This window comes from Roseixanthobacter pseudopolyaromaticivorans, assembly GCF_043195145.2.
In the GTDB taxonomy this organism is placed as follows: Bacteria; Pseudomonadota; Alphaproteobacteria; order Rhizobiales; family Xanthobacteraceae; genus NCEH01.
Genome location: NZ_CM195539.1, coordinates 3476292 through 3502355, shown reverse-complemented (window position 1 = coordinate 3502355; position 26064 = coordinate 3476292). Strand labels below are relative to the sequence as shown.

The 26064-nt window shown below is 66.9% G+C and carries 24 protein-coding genes; 17 read left to right on the top strand and 7 right to left on the bottom strand.

The window, feature by feature from the left end; genetic code table 11:
• Positions 1-171: 171 nt before the first annotated feature.
• The 4 genes from V5F68_RS16555 to V5F68_RS16540 all read right to left on the bottom strand — a co-directional run bounded on the left by V5F68_RS16555 (position 172) and on the right by V5F68_RS16540 (position 2652).
• On the bottom strand, positions 172-906 hold the full coding sequence (locus V5F68_RS16555) for a tetratricopeptide repeat protein (RefSeq protein ID WP_394014119.1): 735 nt from the start codon (positions 904-906) through the stop codon (positions 172-174).
• A gap of 123 nt (positions 907-1029) precedes the next feature.
• Positions 1030-1155, bottom strand: coding sequence for a type B 50S ribosomal protein L36 (ykgO, locus tag V5F68_RS16550; RefSeq protein WP_012114086.1), 126 nt, complete (start codon positions 1153-1155; stop codon positions 1030-1032).
• A 184-nt stretch (positions 1156-1339) separates the two neighbouring features.
• The gene (locus V5F68_RS16545) at positions 1340-2044 is read right to left on the bottom strand and encodes a DsbA family protein (protein WP_394014118.1); all 705 of its coding nucleotides are present in this window, start codon (positions 2042-2044) and stop codon (positions 1340-1342) included.
• A gap of 89 nt (positions 2045-2133) precedes the next feature.
• Positions 2134-2652: a DUF721 domain-containing protein gene (locus V5F68_RS16540; RefSeq protein WP_394014117.1), complete on the bottom strand. Its 519-nt coding sequence runs from the start codon at positions 2650-2652 to the stop codon at positions 2134-2136.
• A 93-nt stretch (positions 2653-2745) separates the two neighbouring features.
• On the opposite strand from V5F68_RS16540, the gene mutY reads away from it, so the two are divergent.
• The 3 genes from mutY (at position 2746) to V5F68_RS16525 (ending at position 6350) form a co-directional block, all read left to right on the top strand.
• On the top strand, positions 2746-3885 hold the full coding sequence (gene mutY / locus V5F68_RS16535) for an A/G-specific adenine glycosylase (RefSeq protein WP_394014116.1): 1140 nt from the start codon (positions 2746-2748) through the stop codon (positions 3883-3885).
• Positions 3886-4069: 184 nt separating this feature from the next.
• Positions 4070-5044, top strand: a complete 975-nt coding sequence (locus V5F68_RS16530; protein ID WP_394100463.1) for an NUDIX hydrolase — start codon at positions 4070-4072, stop codon at positions 5042-5044.
• 133 nt (positions 5045-5177) lie between these two features.
• Positions 5178-6350, top strand: coding sequence for a site-specific DNA-methyltransferase (locus V5F68_RS16525; protein ID WP_394014114.1), 1173 nt, complete (start codon positions 5178-5180; stop codon positions 6348-6350).
• A gap of 72 nt (positions 6351-6422) precedes the next feature.
• Here the strand turns inward: V5F68_RS16525 and fabG are convergent, their stop codons facing one another.
• Complete coding sequence (gene fabG / locus V5F68_RS16520; protein WP_394014113.1) at positions 6423-7205, bottom strand: 3-oxoacyl-ACP reductase FabG; 783 nt, start codon at positions 7203-7205, stop codon at positions 6423-6425.
• A 321-nt stretch (positions 7206-7526) separates the two neighbouring features.
• On the bottom strand, positions 7527-9257 hold the full coding sequence (locus tag V5F68_RS16515; RefSeq protein ID WP_394014112.1) for a hypothetical protein: 1731 nt from the start codon (positions 9255-9257) through the stop codon (positions 7527-7529).
• 335 nt (positions 9258-9592) lie between these two features.
• On the opposite strand from V5F68_RS16515, the gene V5F68_RS16510 reads away from it, so the two are divergent.
• The 9 genes from V5F68_RS16510 to V5F68_RS16470 all read left to right on the top strand — a co-directional run bounded on the left by V5F68_RS16510 (position 9593) and on the right by V5F68_RS16470 (position 18595).
• Positions 9593-10741, top strand: coding sequence for an ABC transporter substrate-binding protein (locus V5F68_RS16510; protein WP_394014111.1), 1149 nt, complete (start codon positions 9593-9595; stop codon positions 10739-10741).
• Positions 10742-10864: 123 nt separating this feature from the next.
• Positions 10865-11953: an ABC transporter ATP-binding protein gene (locus V5F68_RS16505; RefSeq protein ID WP_394014110.1), complete on the top strand. Its 1089-nt coding sequence runs from the start codon at positions 10865-10867 to the stop codon at positions 11951-11953.
• Positions 11954-11956: 3 nt separating this feature from the next.
• Positions 11957-12883, top strand: a complete 927-nt coding sequence (locus V5F68_RS16500; protein ID WP_394014109.1) for an ABC transporter permease — start codon at positions 11957-11959, stop codon at positions 12881-12883.
• Positions 12884-12886: 3 nt separating this feature from the next.
• A complete protein-coding gene (locus tag V5F68_RS16495; protein WP_394014108.1) occupies positions 12887-13687 on the top strand; it encodes an ABC transporter permease in 801 nt (266 codons plus the stop codon).
• Entirely contained in the window at positions 13684-14505 is an 822-nt protein-coding gene (locus V5F68_RS16490) for a DeoR/GlpR family DNA-binding transcription regulator (protein WP_394014107.1), read from the top strand. The genes V5F68_RS16495 and V5F68_RS16490 overlap by 4 nt, the downstream gene beginning before the upstream one ends.
• A 10-nt stretch (positions 14506-14515) precedes the next feature.
• The gene (locus V5F68_RS16485) at positions 14516-15415 is read left to right on the top strand and encodes a proline iminopeptidase-family hydrolase (protein WP_394014106.1); all 900 of its coding nucleotides are present in this window, start codon (positions 14516-14518) and stop codon (positions 15413-15415) included.
• On the top strand, positions 15412-16128 hold the full coding sequence (locus tag V5F68_RS16480; RefSeq protein WP_394014105.1) for a cysteine hydrolase family protein: 717 nt from the start codon (positions 15412-15414) through the stop codon (positions 16126-16128). Before V5F68_RS16485 ends, V5F68_RS16480 begins: the two co-directional genes overlap by 4 nt.
• A 99-nt stretch (positions 16129-16227) precedes the next feature.
• Entirely contained in the window at positions 16228-17217 is a 990-nt protein-coding gene (locus tag V5F68_RS16475) for a phosphotransferase enzyme family protein (protein WP_394014104.1), read from the top strand.
• 49 nt (positions 17218-17266) lie between these two features.
• Positions 17267-18595 (top strand): aspartate aminotransferase family protein, encoded by a 1329-nt coding sequence (locus V5F68_RS16470; protein WP_394014103.1) that lies wholly within the window; start codon positions 17267-17269, stop codon positions 18593-18595.
• A 12-nt stretch (positions 18596-18607) separates the two neighbouring features.
• On the opposite strand, the gene V5F68_RS16465 is transcribed toward V5F68_RS16470, so the two are convergent.
• On the bottom strand, positions 18608-19642 hold the full coding sequence (locus V5F68_RS16465) for an acyltransferase family protein (protein ID WP_394014102.1): 1035 nt from the start codon (positions 19640-19642) through the stop codon (positions 18608-18610).
• A gap of 291 nt (positions 19643-19933) precedes the next feature.
• Between V5F68_RS16465 and V5F68_RS16460 the strand changes: the two genes are divergently transcribed.
• The 5 genes from V5F68_RS16460 (at position 19934) to nadC (ending at position 25974) form a co-directional block, all read left to right on the top strand.
• Positions 19934-21280, top strand: coding sequence for an exopolysaccharide biosynthesis polyprenyl glycosylphosphotransferase (locus V5F68_RS16460; RefSeq protein ID WP_394014101.1), 1347 nt, complete (start codon positions 19934-19936; stop codon positions 21278-21280).
• Positions 21214-22272, top strand: a complete 1059-nt coding sequence (locus tag V5F68_RS16455) for a glycoside hydrolase family 18 protein (protein WP_394014100.1) — start codon at positions 21214-21216, stop codon at positions 22270-22272. The genes V5F68_RS16460 and V5F68_RS16455 overlap by 67 nt, the downstream gene beginning before the upstream one ends.
• Positions 22273-22568: 296 nt before the next feature.
• Positions 22569-23531, top strand: coding sequence for a quinolinate synthase NadA (gene nadA / locus V5F68_RS16450; RefSeq protein ID WP_394014380.1), 963 nt, complete (start codon positions 22569-22571; stop codon positions 23529-23531).
• 5 nt (positions 23532-23536) lie between these two features.
• A complete protein-coding gene (locus V5F68_RS16445) occupies positions 23537-25081 on the top strand; it encodes an L-aspartate oxidase (protein WP_394014099.1) in 1545 nt (514 codons plus the stop codon).
• Positions 25081-25974, top strand: coding sequence for a carboxylating nicotinate-nucleotide diphosphorylase (gene nadC / locus V5F68_RS16440; RefSeq protein WP_394014098.1), 894 nt, complete (start codon positions 25081-25083; stop codon positions 25972-25974). The genes V5F68_RS16445 and nadC overlap by 1 nt, the downstream gene beginning before the upstream one ends.
• Positions 25975-26064: the final 90 nt, after the last annotated feature.

Here is a 26064-nt window from a genome sequence, read left to right as displayed (position 1 = left end):
GCAGACGACTTGAGGGGAGAAGGCACTTGGAGGCGCTTTTCCGTGCCTTTCCCGCGGACCAAACCGCGATTTCGGCCGAACGTTCGGCGCAGATGAATCCTCGCGTGCGACGGGAGTGCGAATCGTCGGTGCACCGACGGGGGCGGGCGAACGGTGCGCGCGAAAACGCGTCTAGATGTCCCGCCCCTCGACCTTGATCTTCAGCTCGCTCTCGATGTCCTTGGCGGCGGTCAGGTGCGGGTTGACGGCGAGGGCGCGGCGGGCGGCTTCCAGGGCGTGGGTGTCGTCGCCAATCTCGCGCATGATGAGCGACAGGCCGAGCAGCATGGAATAATGGCGCGGCTCGCGGGTCAGCACCTCGCCCACGTCCACCAGGGCGGAGGCGTAATCGTCCTGGAGATAATAGATCGTGGCGCGCCGGCTGCGGGCGGCAAGGAAATCGGGGTTGGTCTCGATCACCGTTCCGAGCAGCTCCAGCGCCAGATCATATTCCTTGGCCTGGGTGGCCGCCTCGGCGCGGGACATGAGAAGGTCCGCGCTGGCGCTGCCCGATTGGGCGAACATGGCCTCGATGCGGCTGCCGAGGGCGGAGGCGGTTTCATCGTCGGGCGCGAGTCGCAGGGCCTCGAACATGGCGTCGAGCTGAACCCGACGATCGCGCGGCAGCTTGGGCCGGGCCGGGGTGGCGTCCGCCGCGCCGGCATTGGGCGCAGGCTTGGCCGCATCGGGCTTGGAACCATTGGGCTTGGTCGCGCCGGCCGGCGGCTTTTCGCCGGTGACCTGGGCATGGGCGGCGTAGGAGCCGCAGAGCGCAAGGGCGAGCGCGCAGGCAAACGCCATGACCAGCGCCCGGCGCGTGGCGCTGCTGCCGCGCGCTGCCGGAACCTGGAACGAATGCTTGGACATCATCATCGGCAAAGTGTGAGGCGATGCGCATAAAGCGTCAACCGCCCCACCCCTTTCGGGGGGAGCGGCGCGATCAACTCATCTCGATGACGAGAGCCCCGCTCGCAAGGAGCGGGGAAACGCTCAGCCCTGGCGGGCCTTGTAGCGCTTCTGGGTCTTGTTGATGATGTAGACGCGGCCCTTGCGGCGCACGAGACGGTTGTCCCGGTGACGGCCGAGGAGCGACTTGAGAGAGTTGCGGATCTTCATAACCTACTGCCTTCGGCCGACCGCGGCGCGGCTTCACCGCGCGGCTCGTCGACACAATGTATTGGATCGAGCCGGTTCGATAAGGGGCGCGCGCCGCAATGTCAACGGCGCGCGCTGTGGATGACGCGTGATTGCGCGCCTGCGGAAAGCCCCGCAGGCAGCATCCGCCTCACTTCGCGGGCTGTTATTTGCCGGCGAGCAGCGGCGCCAGTTCCTTGTCGAGCTGCTCGGGGGTCATGGCGCCCGAGACCTTCTTGCCGTTGATGAAGAAGGTGGGGGTCGAATCGACGCCGAGTTCCTTGTTGCCGTACTGGGTGCCGGCCTGGATCTTCTCCGCCAGCTCCTTGTCGCTCAGGCATTTCTCGAAATCGGTTTCGCTCATGCCCGCCTGCTTGGCGACGCGCATCAGCCCCTCGGCCGGATTGTTGCCGAACGCCCAGCTGCGCTGGGTTTCGAACAGCGAGGAGACCATGGGGAAATATTTGTCGCTCGGCATGCAGCGCGCCAGCATGAAGGCGGCGGTGGCGACCGGATCGAACGGGAATTCCCGCAGGATGAACCGCACCTTGCCGGTGTCGATGTATTTTTCCTTCAGCGTCGGGAAGGTGCCGGTGTGGAACGCCGCGCAATGGCTGCAGGTGAGCGAGGCATATTCGATGATGGTCACGGGCGCGTCCGCCTTGCCCATGGCCTGCTCGGGCAGCGGGGTCGCGGCGGGGGCGTTGAGCTTGAGCGGGTCGACGGTCTGGCCCTGGGCCGGGGACTGGGCGAGCGCGCCCTCCGACAAGCCCGGCAACATCCCGGACAGCTGGAGCAGGGGCCCGGCGAGCGCGACGCTCAGGGCGAACTGGCCCACGCCCAGCAGGAAACGGCGACGATGAAGCGACATGGAGATCTCCGGGAAAGCGCCTTCGCGGTCTAAGGAGCGCGCTACCATGGCAAGGGTAGGGCGCCAATCCCCTCGCGCCCTCGCGACGATCAAGATTTCCGGCGCTCGTGGCGCACCAGGGCGCCCAGGCGGGCCAATGAGGCGCCCAGCGCCTCGTCCTCGAACGGGCCGAGCGCGCCGCGCACCTGCGCCAGAACCTCCGGCTCCGGCTCCACGCGCGGCGGCGGTCCTTGGTGGCGCTGCGGCACCGGGCCCTGGCGCAGCACCAGCCGGCCGACGCAGCGCCAGCCGAAATAGGCGTTGATGCGGTCGATCACCACAGGCGCGGCATATTGCAGCTCGATGGCATAAGCGCCTTCCACACGCACCACCAAAGTCGCCGGCTCGCTGGCCTGGCGGGCGTCCTGGCGCGGCCATTGCAATTTCACCGGCGTCGAGCGCGGGGCGAGCGCGGGGCCGACGATCTCGTCCCAATGGGTCACGATCTCCACCGCCGAAAAGCCCGCCTTGCCGCACAGGTCGGCGATGGACGGCCCCACGAGGTCGGCGAGGGGACGGGCGGCGGGCCGCCGCTTCCAGGGGGATTTGATGGGGGGCTCTTCCGTCATGGCTGCGGCAGATGAAGCGCGCGGGGTGAAGGCGCGTGCGTGCCGGGCGTTCGCCCCCTTGCGGGCGGCGCGCGGCCCCGGCACGGTGGCGCCATGGACGATGCCACCCTATCAGCCCCGCGCGCGCGCAAGAAGGCCGCTGCGCCGGCCGCCCCCGCGAAAGTGACCGGCGAAAGCGCGACGGGCGCTGTCGCCGCCGCCTTGCTCGCCTGGTACGACCGCAACCGCCGCCGCCTGCCCTGGCGCGCGGAAGGCGGGCGCCTCGGCGACCCCTATCACGTGTTTCTCTCCGAGATCATGCTCCAGCAGACCACGGTGAAGGCGGTGGGCCCCTATTTCACCAACTTCCTCGCCCGCTGGCCGCGCGTGGCGGATCTGGCGGCGGCGCCGCTGGAACAGGTGCTCTCCGCCTGGGCGGGGCTCGGTTATTATGCCCGCGCGCGCAATCTGCATGCCTGCGCCAAGGCGGTGGTGGAACGCCACGGCGGCGCCTTTCCCGCGGATGAGGCCGCGCTGCTCGACCTGCCGGGCATCGGCCCCTATACGGCCGCGGCCATCGCGGCGATCGCGTTCGATCTCCCGGCAAGCCCGGTGGACGGCAATATCGAGCGGGTGGTGAGCCGGCTTTACGCCGTGGATGCGCCCTTGCCGAAATCCAAGCCGCGCATCAAGGCGCTCGCCGCCGCGCTGACGCCGCACGAACGGCCGGGCGATTTCGCGCAGGGCATGATGGATCTCGGCGCCACCATCTGCACGCCGCGTTCCCCCGCCTGCGTGCTGTGCCCGCTCAGCGCGCCCTGCCTTGGCCGGGCGGCGGGCGATCCCGCGCGCTATCCCGTCAAGGCGGCGAAGGGCGAGAAGCCGGCGCGGGCGGGCATCGCGTTTCTTGCCGTGCGCGCCGATGGCGCGGTGCTGCTGCGTACCCGGCCGGAAAAGGGCCTGCTGGCGCAGATGACCGAGGTGCCCTCCACCCCGTGGACCGCCGGCGTGCCTTCGCCCGGCGACCATGCGCCGCTTGCCGCCGGGGCCAAGGGCTGGCGCGTCCTTCCGGGGCGGGTGAGCCATGTGTTCACCCATTTCGCCCTGGAGCTGGAGGTGTGGCGCGCCGATCTGCCGGCCGCCACCGCCGCGCCGGCCGGCCATCGCTGGGTGCAGCCGGTGGATTTCGCCCGCGAGGCGCTGCCGAGCGTGATGCGCAAGGTGCTGGCGCACGCCCGTGTGCCGGGGGCGTGAGGGCAAATTCTCCGGCCGGTACCTGACGAAGGGGGAGGCGGCGGATCATTGCCTTTCCCGCGCCGCGCCCACCCCCGCCGAAATCCGCATTGCCGCCGACGCGCGTTCGCGCCATAGGATCGGGCAAGGCAACCTCATGGCGGTGGGCATGCGCGATGACCGACCCCGCTTTCCCTCGCGCCCCATGGCGGGAGGGGCAAGCGATGCGCCGGCTGAATTCAGCATTGATCTGAGCGCCGCCGTGGTCGCGGTGACGGCGGAGGAGCCGCGCGTGCTCGCGCTGCGCGTCGGCGACCGGCCGGCCCTGCCGTCCGGCCCGCTGGAGGAGCACCACCGCACGCTTGAAGGCGGCCTGCGCAGCTGGGTGGAGCGGCAGACCCACCAGCAGCTCAATTATATCGAGCAGCTCTATACCTTCGGCGATCTCGACCGGCACGACGGCGGGGCGGCGCGCGCGCTCTCGGTGGCCTATCTCGCTTTGGTGCGCGAGGCGCGCCCGGCGGGCGAGATGGCGGCGGCCTGGCTCGGCTGGTACGCCTGCTTCCCCTGGGAGGATTGGCGCGGCGGCCGCCCGGGCGTGCTCGATCGCATCGGCGCGGGCCTGGAAGCCTGGGCGTGCGCGGCACCGGACGCGCGAACCGCCGAGGTGCGCCGCCGCCGCCGCGTGCTCGCCTTCGGCCTCGAAGGGGCGGAAGAGACCTCCTGGAACGACGAGCGCGTGCTGGAGCGCTACGAATTGCTCTATGAAGCCGGCCTCGTCGCGGAAGCCGCAGCAGAGGACGGGGCGCCGGCCGCGCCCGAGGCGCTTCCCGGCCAGCCGCTGCTCGGCCAGCCCATGGCGCTCGACCATCGGCGCATTCTCGCCACCGCGATCAGCCGCCTGCGTGGCAAGATCAAGTATCGCCCCGTGGTGTTCGAGCTGATGCCGCCCGCCTTCACCTTGCTGCAATTGCAGAAGGCGGTGGAGGCGCTCTCCGGCATGCTGCTGCACAAGCAGAATTTCCGCCGCCTGGTGGAAAGCCAGGGCCTGGTGGAGGAAACCGGAGAGACCACCAGCGGCACCGGCGGGCGCCCGGCGCGGCTCGTGCGGTTCCGCCGCGACGTGCTGCTGGAGCGGCCCGCGCCCGGCGTGCGGCCGCAGGGCGCCCGGCGCGGATAGCGGCGTGTCGAGCTTGGCGCGGTGCCACGGCCGGGGCCGTGCAATCCGGCCGAAAAAACCCTCCCGCTTTACCTGCCCTTAAGTCCGCGCCGCGACACTGCCCCCATCGTAAGCGTTGCGTATGGGTTGCGTCATGAATGTGGTGCGTAAAGGGGCGCCCCGAGGGGCGCCCCGTCTGTCCCGGGCGGCCCTCGCGGCAGTGCCGGATCTGGAACTGGACCGGGTGCTGGTCGGGGATTGCATCGCGGCCATGAACGCTTTGCCGGCCAATAGCGTCGATCTCGTCTTCGCCGATCCGCCCTACAATCTCCAGCTCCAGGGCGAGCTGAAGCGCCCCGACGAAAGCCGCGTGGACGCGGTGAACGACGATTGGGATCAGTTCGAGAGCTTCGCCGCCTATGACGCCTTCACCAAGGCCTGGCTCGCGGCCGCGCGGCGCGTGCTGAAGCCGTCCGGCACGCTGTGGGTGATCGGCTCCTACCACAACATTTTCCGCGTTGGCGCGACCATGCAGGATCTCGGCTTCTGGATCCTCAACGACGTGATCTGGCGCAAGACCAATCCCATGCCGAATTTCCGCGGCCGCCGCTTCACCAATGCCCATGAGACGCTGATCTGGGCCGCGCGCGATGCCGACGCCCGCAATTACGTGTTCAATTACGAGGCGCTGAAGGGCGGCAACGAGGATACGCAGGTGCGGTCCGACTGGCTGTTCCCCCTGTGCACCGGCCATGAGCGGCTGAAGGACGAGAACGGCCGCAAGACCCACCCTACCCAGAAGCCGGAAGCGCTTCTCGCGCGCATCCTGCTCGCCGCCTCGCGGCCCGGCGATGTGGTGCTGGACCCGTTCCTCGGCTCGGGCACCTCGGCGGCGGTGGCCAAGCGGCTGGGGCGGCACTATCTCGGGATCGAGCGCGACACCACTTACGCGGCGGCGGCGGAAAAGCGCATCGCCGGCGTGACGCCGCTGCCGGACTCCGCGCTCGCCGCCCCGCCCAGCGCGCGCGAAGCTCCGCGCGTCGCCTTCTCGGCCCTGGTGGAGCGCGGGCTGGTGACGCCCGGTGTGGAACTCACCGATTCCAAGGGGAACGTGCGCGCCGTCGTGCGGGCGGACGGCACCATCGCCCTGACCGGCCTGGCGGGCGCCCCCACCGTGGGCTCGATCCATCGCATGGGCGCGCTCGCCCAGGGGGCGGAAGCCTGCAACGGCTGGACTTTCTGGCATGTGGAGCAGGAAGGCCGGCGCCATCCCATCGACGTGCTGCGCGCCCGCCTGCGCGCCGAAATGGGCATCCGCTCGGAATAGCCGCCCGCCTCGGCGCCCGCGAAACGTCGCGAAAGACAGCCGGCCCCGGTTCGCCCGGGGCCGTTTTGCGTTTCACACCGGCCCGCCCATCTCCTCCAGCGCGCCGAGCGATTCGGGAAGGATCTGCCCGCCATCCACCACCATGCCCTGGCCGGTGATGTAGCCGGCCTCCTCGGACGCGAAGAACAAGGCGGCATTGGCGATGTCGTCCACGCTGCCGAGCCGCTTCAGGGGGATGGAGGATTCCATTTTCGCAATATAGTCCGGCCCGAGCCCGTCGAGGCCCTCGGTGCGGATGTTGCCGGGCATCACCGCATTCATTGTGATGCCCCAAGGCGCCAGCTCGATGGACGCGGTGCGCATGAAGCCGAGCTGCGCCGCCTTGGAGGCGCCGTAGTGCGCCCAGCCGGGATAGCCGGTGATCGGCCCGGTGATGGAGGAGGTCAGCACGATGCGCCCCCATTTCTTGGCCTTCATCTGCGGCAGCACGGCGGACACCGAAAGGAACGTGCCCTTCATATTGGTGTCCATGACGAGGTCGAAATCCTCCCCCGTCATCACGTCCAGCTTGGCGGCGGGGAAGATGCCGGCATTGGCGCACAAAACGTCGATGCTGCCATAGCGCTCCAGCGCGGCGGCGGCGAAGGCGCGGCAGTCCTCCGCCTTGGTGACATCGGCCGCAAAGGCCGAGGCATGGGCGCCGATTTCCTGTGCGACCGATGTGGCTTCTTCCAACTTCCGCGACACCACAAGCACATTGAGCCCGGCCGCACCGAAGCGTTTCGCGATGCCGCGCCCGATGCCCTTGCTGGCCCCTGTGACGATGACGGTACGCCCTGCGAGCGCTTTGAACATGCGCTTCTCCTCATGATCTGAAAGGTTTTTCAACGCGATGGGTGCGGAAGACGCGCGCGCGGCGGGCGCTTCGTCCCGCTATGCGAAACGCAGAATGCGGTGCAAAAAACCTGTTGTAAAGCCCACGAGTCGGAGGTTCATATCCAACATAGTTCAACAGAAAGTCCAACATCTCTCGACCTCCACACCCGGAAATGGAGCGCCCGCGCCGGTGCGGAGGACCCCGGACAAGGCGGGGCTCTTCATGCGCTTGCGGCATCTTGCATGGCTTCGCCGGGACCGGAGCGCGCGGCGGGAGATGCGCCGCTGTTCTGTCGCCTTTTATGCCGGGCCGCCCGGAGCGCTGATCGCGGTTTCGCCCAGCCACCGCGCCACCCGTATCCGCGCCGCGAGGGCCGCGATCAACCCGAGCGAGAATGCGATGATTTCAGGTTCCACAGCGATGCGGAAACGCATGTTCTCGGTCAGTTCCACGGCGTTGAAGAAGATCGCGCCGTAGGTCACCACCGCCAACAGCAAAACCAGCTTTCCATCGAATATGCCGGGGCGCTTGCGCCACCGGAGCGTGAGATCCGCGATAAAAGCCAGCGGTGTTACAAAGTGCAAAATGAAAAAGAAGAACGTGTCGAACGCAAGCAGGCGGATCGAGGGCAGGGAAATTGGCTCCGGGATCTTGATTTGGGCCGTCCCTTCATTGACCCAGGCGGTTTGCGGTCGCCAGTCGAACGTCAGGTCCGCGATGCTCGCCAGAGGAGGCTCCAGAAACAGGGGGCCGACGAACATTCTCCCATAATTCAACATCGGTTCCCAATATATGCGGTAGGACCGCAAGAATTTATCGAACAAAAACGGACTTAAGAGGCCAAAATTGGCTTTGATCGCTTTTAGATATTCCACCGACAGCATTTGAACGGCGATGGAATTGACGGCTCGGTTGGTGCCGCGCAGCTCCGCATCGATCTGGGCCTGCCTTTGACGCACATCGTCGGGGACAAAGGACATCACCGCAGGCGGCGACCATGCGACCACGCCTTTTTCCTGCATGAGCCGGACGAACCAGTCGGCGCTCGGGCTGCCGGGCTTGGCCACCGCGTCGATAAAGCGCTTTGCATCCGCGTCGGTCTGGAACAGCCCATGCATCACGCTGATGCCGCCCCATGAGGATGCGGTGGGGCTGAAATAGCCGTACACGGCATAGGTTTTCAGCGCCCATCCGCCTTGCAGCACAATCACCGGCAGTAGGAAAACCAGCATGGCGCGCAGGCCGCGGTTCCAGGCCAGGACTAAGGCGATGGGCACGGAAATAAACGACAGGGAGGACCGTGTCAGTATGGCGAACGCCGTGCTTAGCCCGGCCAAAAGGATGAACCTGCGGCAGGCGCGGTCGGGCGCCGGTGCGTCGAAGGCGATGCAGAGGAAATAGCTCGCCGACACGGTCAGGAACATGCCCAGCGTTTCATAAAAAAGCTGGCCGAACGAATAGGCCTCCATCACCAGCAGGTCCGTGGAGCAGGCGAACACAAGCGCCATCCCGGCGCTCACGAGCAGGCCGCACCCGAGGCGTGCCAGGAGGAGAAAGAGCACCACCCCGCTCGCACTGGTGATCGCCGTCTGGAGAACGTAGAGCCAGCGCGCGACGCTGACCGGCCACTCCGCCAGGTTCACGATCACGCCAAAGATCAGCTGCGGAATCGGAGGTGTCTGCTGGAGATACCAAAGCGTCTTGAGGAATTCGAACCTGAATCCATCGCGGCGGAGAATTTGCATCGTCAACCGGGCCTGGTTGACCTCCGCGGACTGGTCGAGCGCACCGCCAATGGTGAGGCCGAGATAAAGACGTTGCAGCACGACCACAACCACGATGGCCATCGCGCATGCGAGGCGCGGATGGGCGCGCAAGCCGGCGATGGCGCGGGCGGCAAGAAGGGCAAGAGGAGCAACAGGCGAGTGTCTCCCGTCCCCCGCGTCTGCGCCGCGGCGGGCTTGAGCGGCGCGGGGCTCACGCTTCTGGCCAATCATCCTGAACATTTGCTCCGGCAGAAACGCGTTCAAGGTGCATGGCGCACGCGCGGCCGCGGACACCTGCCCGCATGCGAGGGGACAGCGCGGCAGTTTAATAAAACACCGATGCATGGAAAGGCGGAAGCGGCGGAGCACCGCACTATGCCGCAGTGCGAAACGAGGAAAGCGGTGCAAAAAAACTGTTGTAAAGCCCACGAGTCGGAGCTTAACATCCAACATAGTCCAACAGAAAGTCCAACATTCCTCTGGCGCCCCGAACTGCCTGTCCGACCCCTCGGATGGGATTGGCGGCGCTGTGCCGGAAGACCGGGGGGCCTAGATTGGGCGCGAAATCAGAACCACCAGACCATTCCAGAGGATCGACAATGACCATTTCCAGACGGTCTGTGCTCAAGGGCATGGCGGCCGGCGGCCTCGCCATGGCGGGCGGCCCGTTCGCCATGACGGGCTCCGCCTTCGCGGCGCGCGAGAAGGAGCTGAACATCCTGTGCTGGGAGGGCTATAATTCCGCCCAGGTGCTGGACCCGTTCCGCAAGAAGACGGGCGCCACGGTGAAGGCCGAGAGCCTCACCAACGATCCCACCATGATCAACCGTCTGCGGGCCGGCGAAATCAATGTGTGGGACCTGATCAACGTCAACAATCCCTGGGCCCGCAAGGTCATGTATCCGGAGAAGCTGATCAAGCCGCTCCCGAAGGAAGAGTTCGAGCCGTTCTTCGCGAAGATGCTGCCCATGTTCAAATGGCCCTACAAATGGGCCATGAGCGACGACGGCAAGGAATTGCTCGGCTCCTGCCAGCGCTTCGGACCCTATTCCTTCGTGGTGAACACCAAGAAGATCGACCGCAAGACCGCCGAGAGCACCGGCTGGGACCTGTTCAACGATCCCAAGCTCTCGGGCAAGTACGGCATCCTGGAATCCGACGATTGGAACGTGTTCAACATCTTCCTGGTCGCCGGCATCGACCCGTTCAAGGTCCACACGCCGGAGGAATTCGCCAAGTTCGAGGAGACCGCGAAGAAGGTGTTCAAGGGCGCCAAGCTCATCGGCGACATCGCCGCCATGAACCAGGCGCTGGTGTCCGGCGAAATCGACCTGCACCTCACCGGCGGCACCTATTCGGTCTCGCCCGCGCGTGCCGACGGCTATCCGGAACTGCGTGGCATCACCCCGCTCAAGGGCCCGCTGCCGGGCGGCAAGGGCGGCGTGTCGTGGATCGAGGTGACCTCCACGGTCAATAATCCCAACCCCACCCCGCTGGCGGTGGAGTTCCTCAAATATGTGCAGGCGCCGGAAGTGGCCCACACGGTGGCGTTCGCGGAAGGCACGTTCAACCCGGTCGCCCAGATGGGCAATCCGGACTGCTTCAAGCTGTTCACCAAGAAGGAGCTGGAAGCGATCCAGTGGGACAGCCTGGACGAGGAAATGGACCGCTCCGTCGAGTACGACATCGTGCCCGATTACGACAAGGCGCTCGATCTCATGAACGCCGCCAAGCGCGTGCGGGGGTAGGGACATACGCCCTCCGGCGTGTTTCCCCCGCCCTCTCCCGTACGCGGGAGAGGGTTCGGGCGGAGCTGGGGAGGGACGTTGCCGATTTTCACCCGCTTGCCTTTTCGCCTGCCGAGATCCCTGATGACCCAAGAAGCCGCGCCGAAACTGCCCATCCTGCAACTCGTCGGGGTGCGCAAGACCTTCAATGATTTCGTCGCTGTCGAGAAGATCGACCTCGATGTGATCGAAGGAGAGTTCCTCACCATCGTCGGCCCCTCGGGCTCGGGCAAGACCACGCTGCTGCGCATGCTCGCCGGCATGGACCAGCCGAGCGAAGGCAACATCACCCTGCATGGCGCGCGCATCAACGACGTGCCGCCCAACAAGCGGCCGACCTGTCTGGTGTTCCAGTCGCTGGCCCTGTTCCCCCACAAGAGCGTGGGCGACAATATCGAGTTTCCGCTGAAGGTGCGCGGCGTCGACGCCAAGACGCGCAAGGCCCGCGCGCTGGAGTTGATGCGCGTGGTGCGCCTGCCGGAAAGCTATTATTCCAAGAACGTCATGAAGTGCTCGGGCGGCGAGCGCCAGCGCGTCGCGCTCGCCCGCGCGCTCGCCTACGACCCGGAAGTGCTGTTCTTCGACGAGCCGCTCTCCGCCATCGACTACAAGCTGAAGAAGGTGCTGGAGAAGGAATTGAAGGATCTCCACAAGGAGACCGGCAAGACCTTCATCTACATCACCCATTCGCTGGAAGAAGCGATGGTGATGTCGGACCGCATCGGCGTCATGCGCGCCGGCCGCTTGGTGCAGGTGGGCACGCCGGAACAGATCTACAATCATCCGGTGGACCGCTTCGTCTCCGAATTCGTCGGCGAGGTGAATGTCATCGAGGTGAAGAAGGGCGAGGACGGCGCGCCCTGGCGCGGCGTCGACGTGCCCGGCGCCTTTCATGTGCGCCCGCCGGAAGAAGATGCGGGCGCGGAACACGCCTTCGTCGTCATCCGTCCGGAATATCTGCGCTTTCTCGGCGCCGGAGACAGCGCTCAGAACAGCCTGAAAGGCACGGTCTATAACGAATATTCGCTCGGCTCGCGGATCCAGTACCAGGTGCGCGTGGGCGAGAAGGTGATGCTGGTGGAGCTGTCGCGCTCCAAGGCCCTGCCGATCGCGGCGGACCGCAGCGTGACGGTGGGCTGGGATGCCGCCGACGCCATCACGGTGCGGGCCTGAGCCATGGCGAACACCTCGCTCTCCCATCCCGCCGCGCCGCTCTCCGTGGAGGCCGCCCCTGCCGCCCCCACGAGGCGCGACGCGCTGCTCTCGCTCGGCGCGCGCTGCTCGCTGCCGGTGATCGTGCTGCTGGCAGTGGGCTTCGTGGCGCCGCTGATCGCCATCTTCGCCTATTCCTTCGCCAAGCCCCGCACGTTCGAAGTGTTCCGCTCCTTCACGCTCGTGAACTATGCGGAAATCTTCAACGTCAACAACACGGTGTGGCTCTCCTTCCTGTGGTCGCTGGGCTTTGCGTTCGCCACCTGCGCGCTGCTGGCGGTCATCGCCTATCCCATCGCCTACGGCCTCAATCGCGTGTTCGGCAAATGGTCGTCGCTGGTCTCGATCCTGTTCGTGTTCCCGCTGTTCGTGTCGGAGAATGTGCGGCTCTACGGCTGGGTGCTGTTCTTCATCAAGAACGGCGTGCTCGACGGCGCGTTGAAGACGCTGGGTTTCGAGGGCGGGCCGCAGGTCCTGTATCAGCCGCCCATGATCCTGGCCGGCATGCTCTATGTGTATCTCCCCTTCATGCTGTTTCCCATGACGCTGGGTCTTGCCATGGTGCCGCGCGACCTGATCGACGCCGCGCGCGACCTCGGCGCCAACCGCTGGCAGATCTGGCGCGAGGTGGAATTGCCGCTGGCCATGCCGGGCATCCTCATCGGCATGCTGCTGACCTTCGTGCTCGGCATCGGCGCGGTGGCGGAGGCGAAGATCCTCGGCGGGCAGTCGGTGATCGTGATTTCCCACGATATCGAAATCGCCTTCACCTATTCGCAGAACTGGCCACTCGGCTCGGCGCTGGCGGTGGTGGTGACGATCTTCATCGGCGCGCTCACGCTTGCGGTGTTCTCGCGCCTCGATCTCGACCGCCTGCTGGGGAGGCGCTGAGCCATGGAACAGGAAAAGGCCCGCACGCGCCTCTTCATCTGGCTCTGGACCGCCTTCGTCGTGGTCCTGCTGTATCTGCCGATCTTGTGCGGGGCGCTGGCGAGCGTCTCCAAGGGGCGCTATTTCGCCTTCCCGGTCCGTGCCTTCACCTCCGAATGGTGGGAGAAGACAGTCGATTCCATCGAGATTGGCATGATCGTCCACACCTCGCTGCTGGTGGCGGCGCTGGTGACTGTGCTCTCGGTGGTGGTTGCCTTCTTCGGTGCGCTCGCGTTCGCGCGCTATGATTGGAAGGGCCGGCGGCTGTTCCAGAAGATCGTCATCCTGCCGATCTTCTTTCCCCAGCCGGTGCTCGGCCTGGCGCTGCTGCTGTGGTTCAGCGCGGCGGGCATCCAGACCTCGTGGCTTACCGCCGTCTTCGCCCATCTGGTGTGGATCGTGCCAGTGGTCACCTTGGTGATCGCGATCCAGGTCTACAGCTTCGATCCCTCGCTGGAGGAAGCCGCCTTCGATCTCGGCGCCACCCGCTGGCAGGTGATGCGCGAAGTCACCCTGCCCATCCTGTGGCCCGGCATCTGGTCCGGCGCGCTGTTCGCCTTCCTGCTTTCCTGGGGCAATTTCCCGCTCTCGCTCTATACGGCCGGGGCGGATTCCACGGTGCCGAAATGGCTCTATTCCAAGATGGTGGCGGGCTATACGCCCATGGTGCCGGCGCTTGGAACCATGAGCACGCTCGGGGCCGCCAGCGCGCTGCTGCTGGGCGGGCTGGTGCTGTGGCTGCTGCGGCGGCGGGCCGTGGCATGAGCACCCCTCCCATCCCCGGCGCACCGCCCGCGGCGGAGAAAGCGCGGCTGTCCAAAAAGGATCGCCACGAGCGCATCCTCGCCGAAATGCGCACCAGCTCCACCTTGCGGGTCTCGGAACTGGCGGCGGAGCTGGACGTCTCCACCGAGACCATCCGGCGCGACTTGTACGAACTGGGCGAGCGCGGGCTTATCAACCGCACCTATGGCGGGGCGGTGCGCCCGCTCGGCACCGAGCCTTCGGTGGCCGAGCGTCACCGCATGCTGGTGGAGGAGCGCGAGGCGATCGCCGCCGCGACCGTGAAGTTCTTGCGCCCGAACGAGGTGGTGGCCATCGGCGCCGGCGCGACCACCACGCACGTCGCCCGCCGCATGGCGGCGGAGTGCCGGGACATCACCGTCATCACCCATTCCTTTTCGGTGGCGACGGTGCTGGCGCCGAACCCCACCATCTCCGTGCTCATGTGCCCCGGCCGCTATGACGGGCGCGAGGGCATGATCGTCGGTGCCGAGACCATCGAGTTCCTGCAATCCTACAACGCCAACTGGGCGATCCTCGGCGCCACCGGCATTACCGCCGAGGGTTTCTCGGACGCCGAGGCGGCGGCCGCCTCGGTCTACAAGGCGATGATGCACCGGGCGGTGCAGACCATCGCTGTCGCCGACCATTCCAAGTTCGACCAGCAGGCGCTCGCCATCTGGGGACGCTGGGCGGATGTGGGCCGGCTGATCACCGACGTCGCCCCGAGCGGCGCCATCGCCCGCGCCCTCCAGCGGGCCCGTGTCGAAGTCACCGTCGCCCGCAAGCGCGGCGCCTGAGGAACATCCCATGTGGCAGGAAAAAGCCCCCGATCGGCGGATCGACCTCCAGATCCAGGGCCATCGCATCGTCGCCTATGAATTCGGCACCGGCGATGAGGTGGTGCTGCTGCTGAACGGCGGGCCCGGCCTGCCGTGCGACTACATGCGCGAGGCCCATTCCTTTCTCGCCGACCATGGTTTCCGTGTGGTGGCGTTCGATCAATTGGGCTGTGGCGCCTCCGACCGGCCGACCGATCCCGCGCTCTGGTCCATCACCCGCTATGTGGAAGAGGTGGAGGCGGTGCGGCAGGCGCTGGGGCTCGGCGCGGTGCATCTCGCCGGCCATTCCTGGGGCGGGTGGCTTGCCATCGAATATGCGCTCACCTATCCCGACGCGGTGAAGAGCCTGCTGCTGGAGAACACCGCCGCAGACCTGCCCCACCTCATGAGCGAATTGCACCGCCTGCGCGATGCGCTGGGGGAAGAGACAAGCGCCATGCTGGCGCGGCATGAGGCGGACGGCACGCTCGCTCATCCCGAATATCAGGGCGCCATGACGGTGCTGAACTATCGCCATGTGTGCCGGCTGATGGAATGGCCGGCCCCGGTGATGCGCTCGCTCGCCGATTGGAACATGGCGCCCTACGAGGCCATGCAGGGGCCGAACGAATTCCTCTATATCGGCAATCTGAAGGACTGGTCGCGCCTCGCCGACCTGCCGCAGATCACGGTTCCGGTGCTGATCCTGGTGGGGGCGCACGACGAGCAGACCCCGGCCTGCGCCGCCCTGATGAAGGCGCAACTGCCCCAGGCCGAGCTGCACGAATTCCCCCAATCCAGCCACATGCCCGCCTATGAGGAGCCGGAGGCGCACGGCGCCGTGCTGCTCTCCTTCCTCCAGCGGGCGGCGCAAGAGGTGCCGGCATGAACAAGCCGCACTGGAAGCAGCGCAACCGCTCGCTCTATTACGCCACCGCCCCCGCGCCGGACGATCCGGTGCTCGATCCCGCCACCACGGCGCTGCTCGTGATCGACGTGCAAAACACCTATCTAGAGCGCCCCGCGCGCGTGGGCTTGAGCGGCGCGGAGCTGGCCCATTATGACGCCTGGACGCCGTTTCACGATCGTATGCACGCCCAGGTGATCCCCGGCATTGCGGAGGCGCTCAAGCTGTTTCGCGGCAAGGGCATGGAGGTTCTGTTCGCCCGCATCGCCTGCCAGACCAAGGACGGGCGCGAGCGCTCGCTGAGCCAGAAGAAACCCGGCTTCAACAACCTGCTGCTGCCGAAGGATGAGCTTGCCTCGCAGATCGTGCCGGAACTGGCGCCCGTGGGGGATGAGATCGTCCTCACCAAGACCACCGACAGCGCGCTCACCGGCACCAATCTGCGGCTGGTCCTGCACAATCTCGGCATCCGCAAGGTCGTCTGCGTCGGCATCTTCACCGACCAGTGCGTCTCCTCCACCGTGCGCAGCCTCGCCGACGAGAGCTTCGACGTGGTGGTGCTGGAGGACCTGTGCGCGGCCGCGAGCCTGGACCTGCACGCGCAGGAGCTGGCGATCCTCAACATGATCTATTGCAACGTGATGGATTTTTCCGAGTTCGCGGCGCTGCTGGCGGCGCAGGAGACGGCGCGATGAGGGCGGGTGCGCGGCGCGCCGCGTGCGTTCGCTGGCACGAAAGGATCCCGCAAGGGGAAGGTCCCGTCACACGCCACCGGACCAGAGGGAGAAACACCAGTGCTCTATGACGGCGGATTCCTGACCCGGCTCGAAGACGGCGTGCGCGGCGCGCTGCCGCGCTGGGACATCGCCCCGCACACCGAACTGAAGCTGCTGACCATTTCGGAGAACGCCACCTTCCGCGCCAGCAACACCGGCACCGGCGGCGACCTCGTGTTCCGCGTCCACCGGCCCGACTACCACACCCGCCGCGAGATCGAATCCGAACTCGCCTGGATCGAGGCCTTGCGCGCCGCGGGCGGCATTCTCACCCCGCGGCCGATCCCGCTGCGCGATGGCGCCCTGATCGCCGATATCGACGATGCGGGCACGACGCGCCACGTGGTGGCGTTCGAATTCCTGCCGGGCAAAGAACCGGACGAGAGCGACGATCTGGTGGGCTGGTTCGAGAAGCTGGGCGCCATCCATGCCGGCCTGCATGCCCAGGCCCGCGCCTGGACGCGGCCGGAGGGCTTCACCCGCAAGGTGTGGAATTTCCGGACCACCCTGGGCGACCAGCCGCTGTGGGGCGATTGGCGCGCCGGCCTCGGCCTCACGCCCGATGGCCTTGCGATCCTGGAGAAGACGGCGCTGGTGCTGGAGCGCGAACTGGCCGCCATCGGCACCGGGCCGGACAGCTTCGGCCTCGTCCATGCCGACCTGCGGCTCGCCAATCTTTTGGTGGACGGGGACAAGCTGGCGCTGATCGATTTCGACGACTGCGGCTTCTCCTGGTTCCTCTATGATTTCGCCGCCGCCGTCTCCTTCATCGAGCACGAGCCCTATATCCCGGCCCTGATGGACGCCTGGATCGCGGGATACCGCTCCCGCGCTCCGGTGACAGAGACGCAGGCTGCGCAATTGCCGGTGTTCATCATGCTGCGCCGCATGCTGCTGACCGCCTGGATCGCCTCCCATGCCGAGACGCCGACCGCGCAGGCCATGGGGATTCCCTACACGGACGGCACGGTGGCCCTCGCCGAAGCCTTCCTCTCCGCCCGTGCATGACGCGTTCCGGCCGCGCGCCGGGACAGCCAAGAGAACCGGAAACAAGCCCATGAAGACCCAGCAGATCCTGTCCCTCAATGCCTTTCAGCCGGGGGAAACCGCAGGTCTCGCGGACGATGTCGCGGTGCTGGTGGAACGCCGTAAGCGCAGTTTCGGCGCGTCCTCCGTGCTGTTTTACCAGCAGCCCCTGCATGTGGTGCGCGCGTCTGGCGCGCTGATCCGCACCGCCGACGGGGCAGACTATCTCGACCTCTACAATAATGTGCCCTCGGTGGGCCATTGCCACCCCAAGGTGGTGGAGGCGGTGCAGAAGCAGGTGGCGCTGCTGAACTGCCACACCCGCTATCTGTTCGACAATGTGCACGATTATGCCGAGCGTCTGCTCGCCACCTTCCCGGTGCCGCTGTCCAATCTGGCGCTGACGTGCACCGGCAGCGAGAGCAACGATCTTGCCCTGCGCATCGTCGCCATGGCCACCGGCGGCACCGGCTTCATCGTCACGCAGACGGCCTATCACGGCAACACCACCGCCGTGACCGAGGTTTCGCCCTCCTCCTACAAGGTGGGCGCGCCGCCCAAGCACGTGCGCACCGTGCCGGCGCCGGACCCGCGCGCTTTTCCCGGAGATCTCGGCGCGGGCTTCGCCCAGGCGGTGCGCGATGCCATCGCGGCGCTGGAGGCGGACGGGATCACATTCGCCGGCCTGCTGGTGGACACCATCTTCTCCAGCGACGGCGTGTTCGCCGATCCACCCGGCTTCCTGAAGGAGGGGGTCGACGCGGTGCATGCGGCCGGCGGCCTGTTCATCGCCGACGAGGTGCAGCCTGGCTTCGGACGTACTGGCTCCGGCATGTGGGGCTTTGCCCGCCACGGCGTGGTGCCGGACGTGGTGACCATGGGCAAGCCCATGGGCAACGGCATTCCCATGGGTGGCGTCGTCACCCGGCCGGAACTGCTGAAGGGCTATTGCGACGCTTTCGGCTATTTCAACACCTTCGGCGGCAACCCCGTGGCGGCGGCGGCCGGGCTCGCGGTGCTGGACGTGATCGAGCAGGAAGGGTTGATCGCCCATGCGGCGCAGGTGGGCGGCCATATCACCGAGCGGCTGAATGCGGCCCGCGCCCGGTGTCCCGCCATCGGCGCGGTGCGCGGCGCCGGGCTCTATCTCGGCGTGGAGATCGTGGATGGCGCAGACGGTGAGAGCGCCGATGCGGCGGGCGCGACCGCGCTCATCAACGCTTTGCGCGAAAAGCGCATCCTGATCGGCGCGGCCGGGCCGCTCGGCCATGTGCTGAAAGTGCGCCCACCGCTGTGCCTGAGCCTGGAGCAGGCCGACATGTTCGTGGATGCGGTGGAAGCCATCCTCACGCCGGGATGAGCCGGCCCTTCCTCAAGGCAGGCTTGCGGCGACCTTGGCGGGTGGACGGCGCGTCATCAGCCGCAGGAGCGGGCGCTCGATGGTGAAATGCACCACCACGCCCGCCGCCACCGATGCGATGATGGCGCCGACGGTGAACACGGCGATGCCCCCCGGCAGATCGGCGGGGACCACCTTGCGCCAGATCTGCCCGGCCGCCGAAAGCGCGATGCCGTGGACGATATAGATCGAATAGGAGGCATCCCCCAGCAGGACGAAGAAGGGATATTTCCGCACCGCCCCGGCTTTTTCCAGCACCAGCGCGCCGACCACGATCATGGCCGCCGGAATGCCCCAGAGCAGGAAGCGCATCTGCAACGTCACTTCGTTGATGCCGAGCATCACGGCGAACCCGACGGCGACCAGCGCCCAGCCCGCCGCCACGGGAAGCGCGCGGCCCTGCAGGTACCAGATCCCCACCATGACGCCGAAGATGAACTCGATGATGATGGTGGAGGTGTAGAAGGTCAGCATCACGTTGCGGGAGGGCAGCGCGGCGCCGAGCAGCACCAAGGCGGCGAACAGCGTGATGATGGTCGCGACGCGCATGCGGTCCGGCAGCAGAAGCACGAGGCCCCACACCAGATAGAAGAACATCTCGTAATTCAGCGTCCATCCCGGAATAACCACCGGCTCGATGGTCGGGAACACAGGATGCTGCGCCGGCAGGAACAGATAGGAGGCGATGATGTGCCACAATTCCGGCCGCCCGCTCTGCACCGCACTGGGCACGAACAGCATCAGAAACACAAAAAGACTGGTGATGATCCAGTAAAGGGGAACAATACGCACCAGGCGTTTCTGGTAAAACGTAAGCGTGTATCCGGTCCTGTTGGTCGTCGTGACGAGCATCAGGAAGCCGCTGATAATGAAGAAAAGATCAACGCCGCTGGCGAGTGAGGCGGGCCACCACCCGTGATAGTCCATCCGCTCGAGTTGAACGTGAACGTGGAAGCATACAACCATGATGCTCGCGATCGCCCGCAAATATTGAAGCGAGTCAAGCATCCGTTAATGGTCTCCAGCGCATTTAATGTAGATGCTGTATCGAAGGCGGCCGGAATGATCAAGGCGTACGGGGCGGGCGGTCGGGTTTGGCGCAGCGGAGCAATGTGCCGGCAAATCAAATGCCGTTGGATCGTGCGGCGCGAAACTCCGTCTTGACCCCCTTTCGCTTCTTGCGCAGAACCTTCGGCGCCCGGGCGGGCAGAGCGATTTTTTGAGTTTTCGGGGTTGGTGGCTATGACGCGTTGGACCCATGGCCTGATAAATCGCCTGGTTATTCTGTGCGATGTGACGATGATCGTGTTCGCTGCGGCATTTTCTTATTCCGTCTGGCATTTCGCCACCTGGAGCCAGGTGGCGATTCTATGTGCCTTTGGCGCCGCGGTCTTCACGCAAATTCTTCAGCTTGGCCGTGCCTACCGGGTCGAGCATTACAGCCATTCCCTGCGTCAGATCGGCCATCTGATCGTCGGCGGCGTGCCCGCCGCCTTGATGGTCGCGGTGTTTTACTATGCCCTGGTGCCGATCCACACCACCAACCTGCCGGGCCTGCTGGCCTGGGGGCTGATGACGGGTGTGGCGCTGATTTTCGGACGGCTGGTCATCGTGCGGCTCGGCATGGGGCAGGCGCGGCGACACGAGGTTCTGCGCCGCCAAGTGGTGCTGGTGGGCGATGTGGACCGCGCGCGCGCCCTGGCGCTGCGCTGCGCGGAGGAGGACGACGAGGGCCTGTTCGTCTTTCTCGGCATTTTTGACGACAAGGCGCACGATCCGCAAACCGCCGATCTCGCACATCCGCCCGTGCTCGGCGGCCTGCCCGACTTTCTGAAATTCGTGCAGAACCATCGCGTGGACGTGGTGGCGATCGTCGAGAGCTGGGAAAACCCCCTGAAGATCAGCGCGATCGTGGAGCAATTGCACCGTATCGCCGCCGACGTGCTGGTGGAACTGGACCCGGACGGGTTCAACCTGCGCTTCGCCCGCGTCACCAGCATCGCCGGCCAGCCGGCGCTCCAGGTGCAGCAGCGCCCGCTGAAGGGCTCGCTCGGCCTCTTGAAGGCGCTGGAGGATTATTCCGTGGCGGTGATCGGGCTGATCCTGGTCTCACCCATCCTGCTCGGGGCGGCGCTGGCCATCAAGCTGGATTCTCCCGGCCCGATCTTCTTCCGCCAGCCGCGCGTCGGGCTGAACAACAAGGTCTTCACGGTCTTCAAGCTGCGCACCATGACGGTGGACCCGAGCGACGACGGCTCGCTCGGCACCACCAAGTTCAACCCGCGCATCACCCGCGTCGGCGGGCTGCTGCGGCGCCTGTCCATCGACGAGCTGCCGCAATTGCTGAACGTGCTCAAGGGCGACATGTCCGTGGTCGGCCCGCGCCCCCATGTGCCGAACATGCAGGTGGCCGAGGATGTTCGCTATGAGGCGATCCGGGAATATGTGGCACGATATCGGATGAAGCCGGGCATCACCGGCTGGGCGCAGATCAACGGTATGCGTGGCGGCATCAACACCGTGGAAAAGGCCGAGCGCGGCGCGAAGCTCGACCTGTTCTACATAGAAAACTGGTCCATATGGTTCGATATCAGGATCATGCTTCTGACCATCACCAAGGGCATGGCCGGCCGCGACGTCTTCTGAGCGGTCTGGTTCTGCTCCTCGCCGCCTGCGCGGCGGCGCTGCTCACCGGCGGCGCGCCGGCCCGCGCGGCGGAGCCGCCCCGCCCGTTCCTGGCCTATCACGCCAGCTGGTACGAGGTGCAGACCTCGGTCCCCGCCGACACCAGCCTTGCCCGCCTGCCGGGCTATATCACCCATGTGGCCCTCAGCTTCGTGAAGCCGGATCTCGTCTATGTCGGCGATCTCGACCTGAAGGGCACGGGCCTGCTCTATCCCTTTTCCGGCACCGTTCTGAAACAGGCGGTGGCGCTGCTGAAGGCGCGCCATCCGGCGATCAAGGTGCTGATCTCGGTGGGCGGCTGGGGCTATTTCGGCTGGGACAAGCTGGACGCGCCGGCGCTGGCGCGGCTGGTGCGCGATCTCGGCGCCGATGGGGTGGACGTGGATTATGAAACCTCCGATCCCGCCTGCGTCGCGCGCGGGGAGGGCATGAGCTGCCCCGGCGACGCGCGCTCCATCTCGGTGATCGAGCAGGTGCGCGCAGCGTTGCCGCGGCCGTTCGTGGTGTCGGTGGCGGGCTGGAGCGTCGGTGCCTATGGCGCCGGCGATTTCCGCACGGCCGCGCCTGCGAGCCCTTGGACCGGCTCGATTCTGGCGCTGCTTGGTGCGCCGGTGGCGGCGCAGATCGATCTCGTCTCCATCATGTCCTACGACGCCGGCCCACGCTATCGCCCGCAGGAGGCGTTCCGCGCCTATCGCCGGCTGTGGAAGGGCCCGCTCATGCTAGGCGTGCAGGTGATGCCGAGCGAGGCGGGCGGGCCGCGCTTCACAGTGGATTACACCCGCCGCATGCTGGGCGGCGTCACCGCCGACCCGCTGGCCGGCGCCATGCTCTACGCGGTGCGCCTCACGCCGCCCGGGGTGATCGGCCCGGACAATCCCGACGACCGCTATCTCGCCGCGACCATCTGCATGGCGCTGGAACTGGCCGATTGCTCGGCGCCCATGCCGTAAAGCCGCATACCGCCGCCGCGTATTTTTTTTGATTCCAATGCGACGCGATTCCAGGCACTTCCCGCAACGCACCCAGAAGAATGGTGCGACGCTACCGAGAAATGCCGCGCACGCACGATTGACGCCCCTTATGCTCCGTGTAAGCATAATCGAAAGAAAGCCGGCTTTGCTCCGGCTGTTTTTCGGCTGTTGATATGCTCAAATCGAGCATATGGGGAGACGTTTCCATGCTCGACACCCCGGTTTCATCGGCGATCGACTTCGCCCCCGTCGATCGCCCCGCGCCCGCGGGTGCGATGCCGCTTCCAGATGTGTACGCCAAGGTCTCCCGTCACGTCCCGGCGATGGAATGGGCCGCGCTGGCGGATGATGTCGCGGCCATCCTGCGCCTGAAGAAGGAGCGCAATGCGATCCTCCTGGCGCACAATTACCAAGCGCCGGAAATCTTCCACACGGTGGCGGACATCGTCGGCGACAGCCTCGCTTTGGCGCGCGAGGCGGCCAAGGCCGATGCGGACGTGATCGTGCTCGCGGGCGTGCACTTCATGGCCGAGACCGCGAAGATCCTGAACCCCGACAAGGTGGTGCTGATCCCGGACGAGCGCGCGGGCTGCTCGCTCGCCGAGAGCATCACGCCGGAAGATGTGCGCGGCCTGCGCGCCCGCTATCCCGGCGTGCCGATCGTCACCTATGTGAACACCTCCGCCGCCGTGAAGGCGGAATCCGACGTCTGCTGCACCTCCGGCAATGCCAAGAAGATCGTCGAGGGGCTCGGCGTGCCGCGCGTCATCATGATCCCGGACGAATATCTCGCCCGCAACATCGCCGCCCAGACCGATGTGGAGATCATCACCTGGAACGGCCATTGCGAGGTGCACGAGCTGTTCTCGCCCGCCGATATCACCGACATCCGCGAGATCTATGCGGACGTGACCGTGATCGCCCATCCCGAATGCCCGCCGGACGTGATCGCGGCCGCCGACTTCGCCGGCTCCACCGCCGAGATGGTGCAATATGTCGCCGACCATCGCCCGGCGCGGGTGGCGCTCGTCACCGAATGCTCCATGGGCGATAACGTGGCGGTGCATTATCCCGAGATCGACTTCGTGAAGCCGTGCAACCTTTGCCCGCACATGAAGCGCATCACGCTGAAGAACATCCGCCGGGCGCTGGAGACCATGTCGCCCCAGGTCCACGTGGACCCCGCCTTGGTGCCCGGCGCCCGCGCGAGCGTCGAGCGCATGCTGGCGATCAAGTGACCGCCATGGCACAGGCCGCCGGGAGAGACGCGGACCGCGTCATCGTCGTCGGCGCCGGGGTGGCGGGCATCGCCTGCGCCCTCGCGTTGGCTCCGCTCAAGGTTTTGGTGGTGGCCCCGCAGGGTGTCGCCGCCGTTCCGGCCACCGCCATGGCCCAGGGCGGCATCGCCGCCGCGCTCGGCGTGGACGACCACCCCGACCTGCACACGCAGGACACTCTCAAGGCGGGCGCCGGCCTCACCCGGCCGGACGCGGCGGCACGCGTCACGGGGGCGGCGGCTTCGGTGATCGCCCGCCTCGCGGATTGGGGCGTTGCCTTCGACACCGATGCCGCGGGCGCCGTCGCGCTGGGGCTGGAAGCCGCCCACAGCCGCAATCGCATCGTCCATGCGGATGGTGACGCCACCGGCCGCGCCGTGCTCGACGCCCTGATCGCGCGCGCCCGCATCAGCCCGCATATTTCCCGCCGCACGGATCTCAAGGCCATCGACCTGCTGCGCGATGCCGAGGGCCGCGTCACCGGCGTGCGCTGCATGGGCACCAACGGCGCGGGCATGGACCTGATGGGCCGTGCCGTGGTGCTCGCCACCGGCGGGCTCGGCGGGCTCTATGCCTCCACCACCAATCCGCGCGCCGCGCTCGGCAGCGGGCTGGCGCTGGCCGCGCGGGCGGGAGCGGTGTTGCGCGACATCGAGTTCGTGCAGTTCCACCCCACCGCCATCGCCGCTACGCGCGATCCCATGCCGCTCGCCACGGAGGCGCTGCGCGGGGAGGGGGCGATCCTGTTCAACGACCAGGGCGAGCGCTTCATGGCCGATGTGGCGGGGGCGGAACTCGCGCCGCGCGACGTGGTCGCGCGCGCCATCCATGCGCAGATCGTTGCCGGCCGGCGCGTGACGCTGGACGCACGCGCCTGCCTTGGTGACCGCTTCGCGGCGCGCTTTCCCTCCGTGCATGCCCTGTGCCTGGAAAGCGGCATCGACCCCGCGCGGGAGGCGATCCCGGTGCGTCCGGCGGCGCATTACCACATGGGCGGCGTGAAGGTGGACGCCCACGGCCGCACCAGCGTGCCCGGCCTCTATGCCTGCGGCGAGGTCGCCTCCACCGGCCTGCACGGCGCGAACCGGCTGGCGAGCAATTCTCTGCTGGAGGCGATCGCCTTCTCCGGCTGGATTTCCGCGGCCATCGCCGGCGAGGCCGCGCGCGATGCGGGCGGCGCCACGGCGCCGGTGCGCACGCCGAAGCCGGCGCTCAATATCGAGGCCCTGCGGCGCATCATGGATCGCCATGTGGGCGTGGTGCGTTCGGCCGCCGGGCTCGGCGAGGCCCTGCGGGCGTTGGCCCCGCACGCGGACCATGACGATGCCGCCTTGGTGGCGAGCCTCGTCGCGCTTTCTGCCCTCAAGCGGGAGGAAAGCCGGGGCGGGCATTTCCGCGCCGATCATCCCGCGCCCGAACCGCACGGGCGCCATTGCGAGATCGACCTCGCGCAGATCGAGGCCGCGCTCGCCCCCTGGCGCACCGAACCCGCCTTCAAGGAAGCCGTCTGATGTCGCTCGCCGCTCCCGCCGTGCATTTCGCCGCCGAAGCTCCCGAACTCGTGCCCCTGCCGGCCCTGCTCACCGAGGGCGTGGTGCGCGCCGCCTTGCTGGAGGATCTCGGCCGCGCCGGGGACATCACCAGCGAAGCCGTGGTGCCCGCCGATGCGCGCTTCGCCGTGACCATGACCAGCCGCCAGACCGGCGTGGTCGCGGGCCTTGGCCTTGCGGTCCAGGCGTTCCACCTGCTCGATCCGGCGATCCGCGTGGAGATCCTGCAGCCTGACGGCATGCACGTGTCTCCCGGCGAGGCGGTGATGCGCATCGAGGGCTTGGCGCGGCCGATCCTCAGCGCCGAACGGGTGGCGCTGAATTTCGTGTGCCGCCTGTCGGGCATCGCCAGCGCCACGGCCCATCTGGTGGCCGCTGCGCGGGCCAATGGGCATGCCCGCATCACCTGCACCCGCAAAACCACGCCGGGCCTGCGGGCGCTGGAAAAATATGCCGTGCGCGCCGGCGGCGGGGCGAACCATCGTTTCGGGCTCGACGATGCGGTGCTGATCAAGGATAACCATCTGGTGGCGGCGGGTGGCATCATTCCCGCCATCACCCGCGCCCGCGCCCATGTGGGCCACCTCGTGAAGATCGAGGTGGAAGTGGACACCCTGGCCCAGCTGGAAGAAGCGCTCTCCGTGGGCGTCGATGCCGTGCTGCTGGACAATATGAGCCCCGAAACGCTGCGCACCGCCGTGGACATGGTGGCGGGCCGCGCCATCACGGAGGCCTCGGGCCGCGTGAACGCCCAGACCGTGCCGGCCATTTCGGCGTCCGGCGTCGATCTCATCTCATGCGGCTGGCTGACCCATAGCGCGCCGATCCTGGACCTCGGGCTGGACGAAGCGTAGGCGCGCGGACGGCCTGAAAATGGGCGGGCATGAAAAAGGGGCCGGCGCGATGCGCTCCGGCCCCCGATTCTTTCGCGCGGTTCTTCCCGT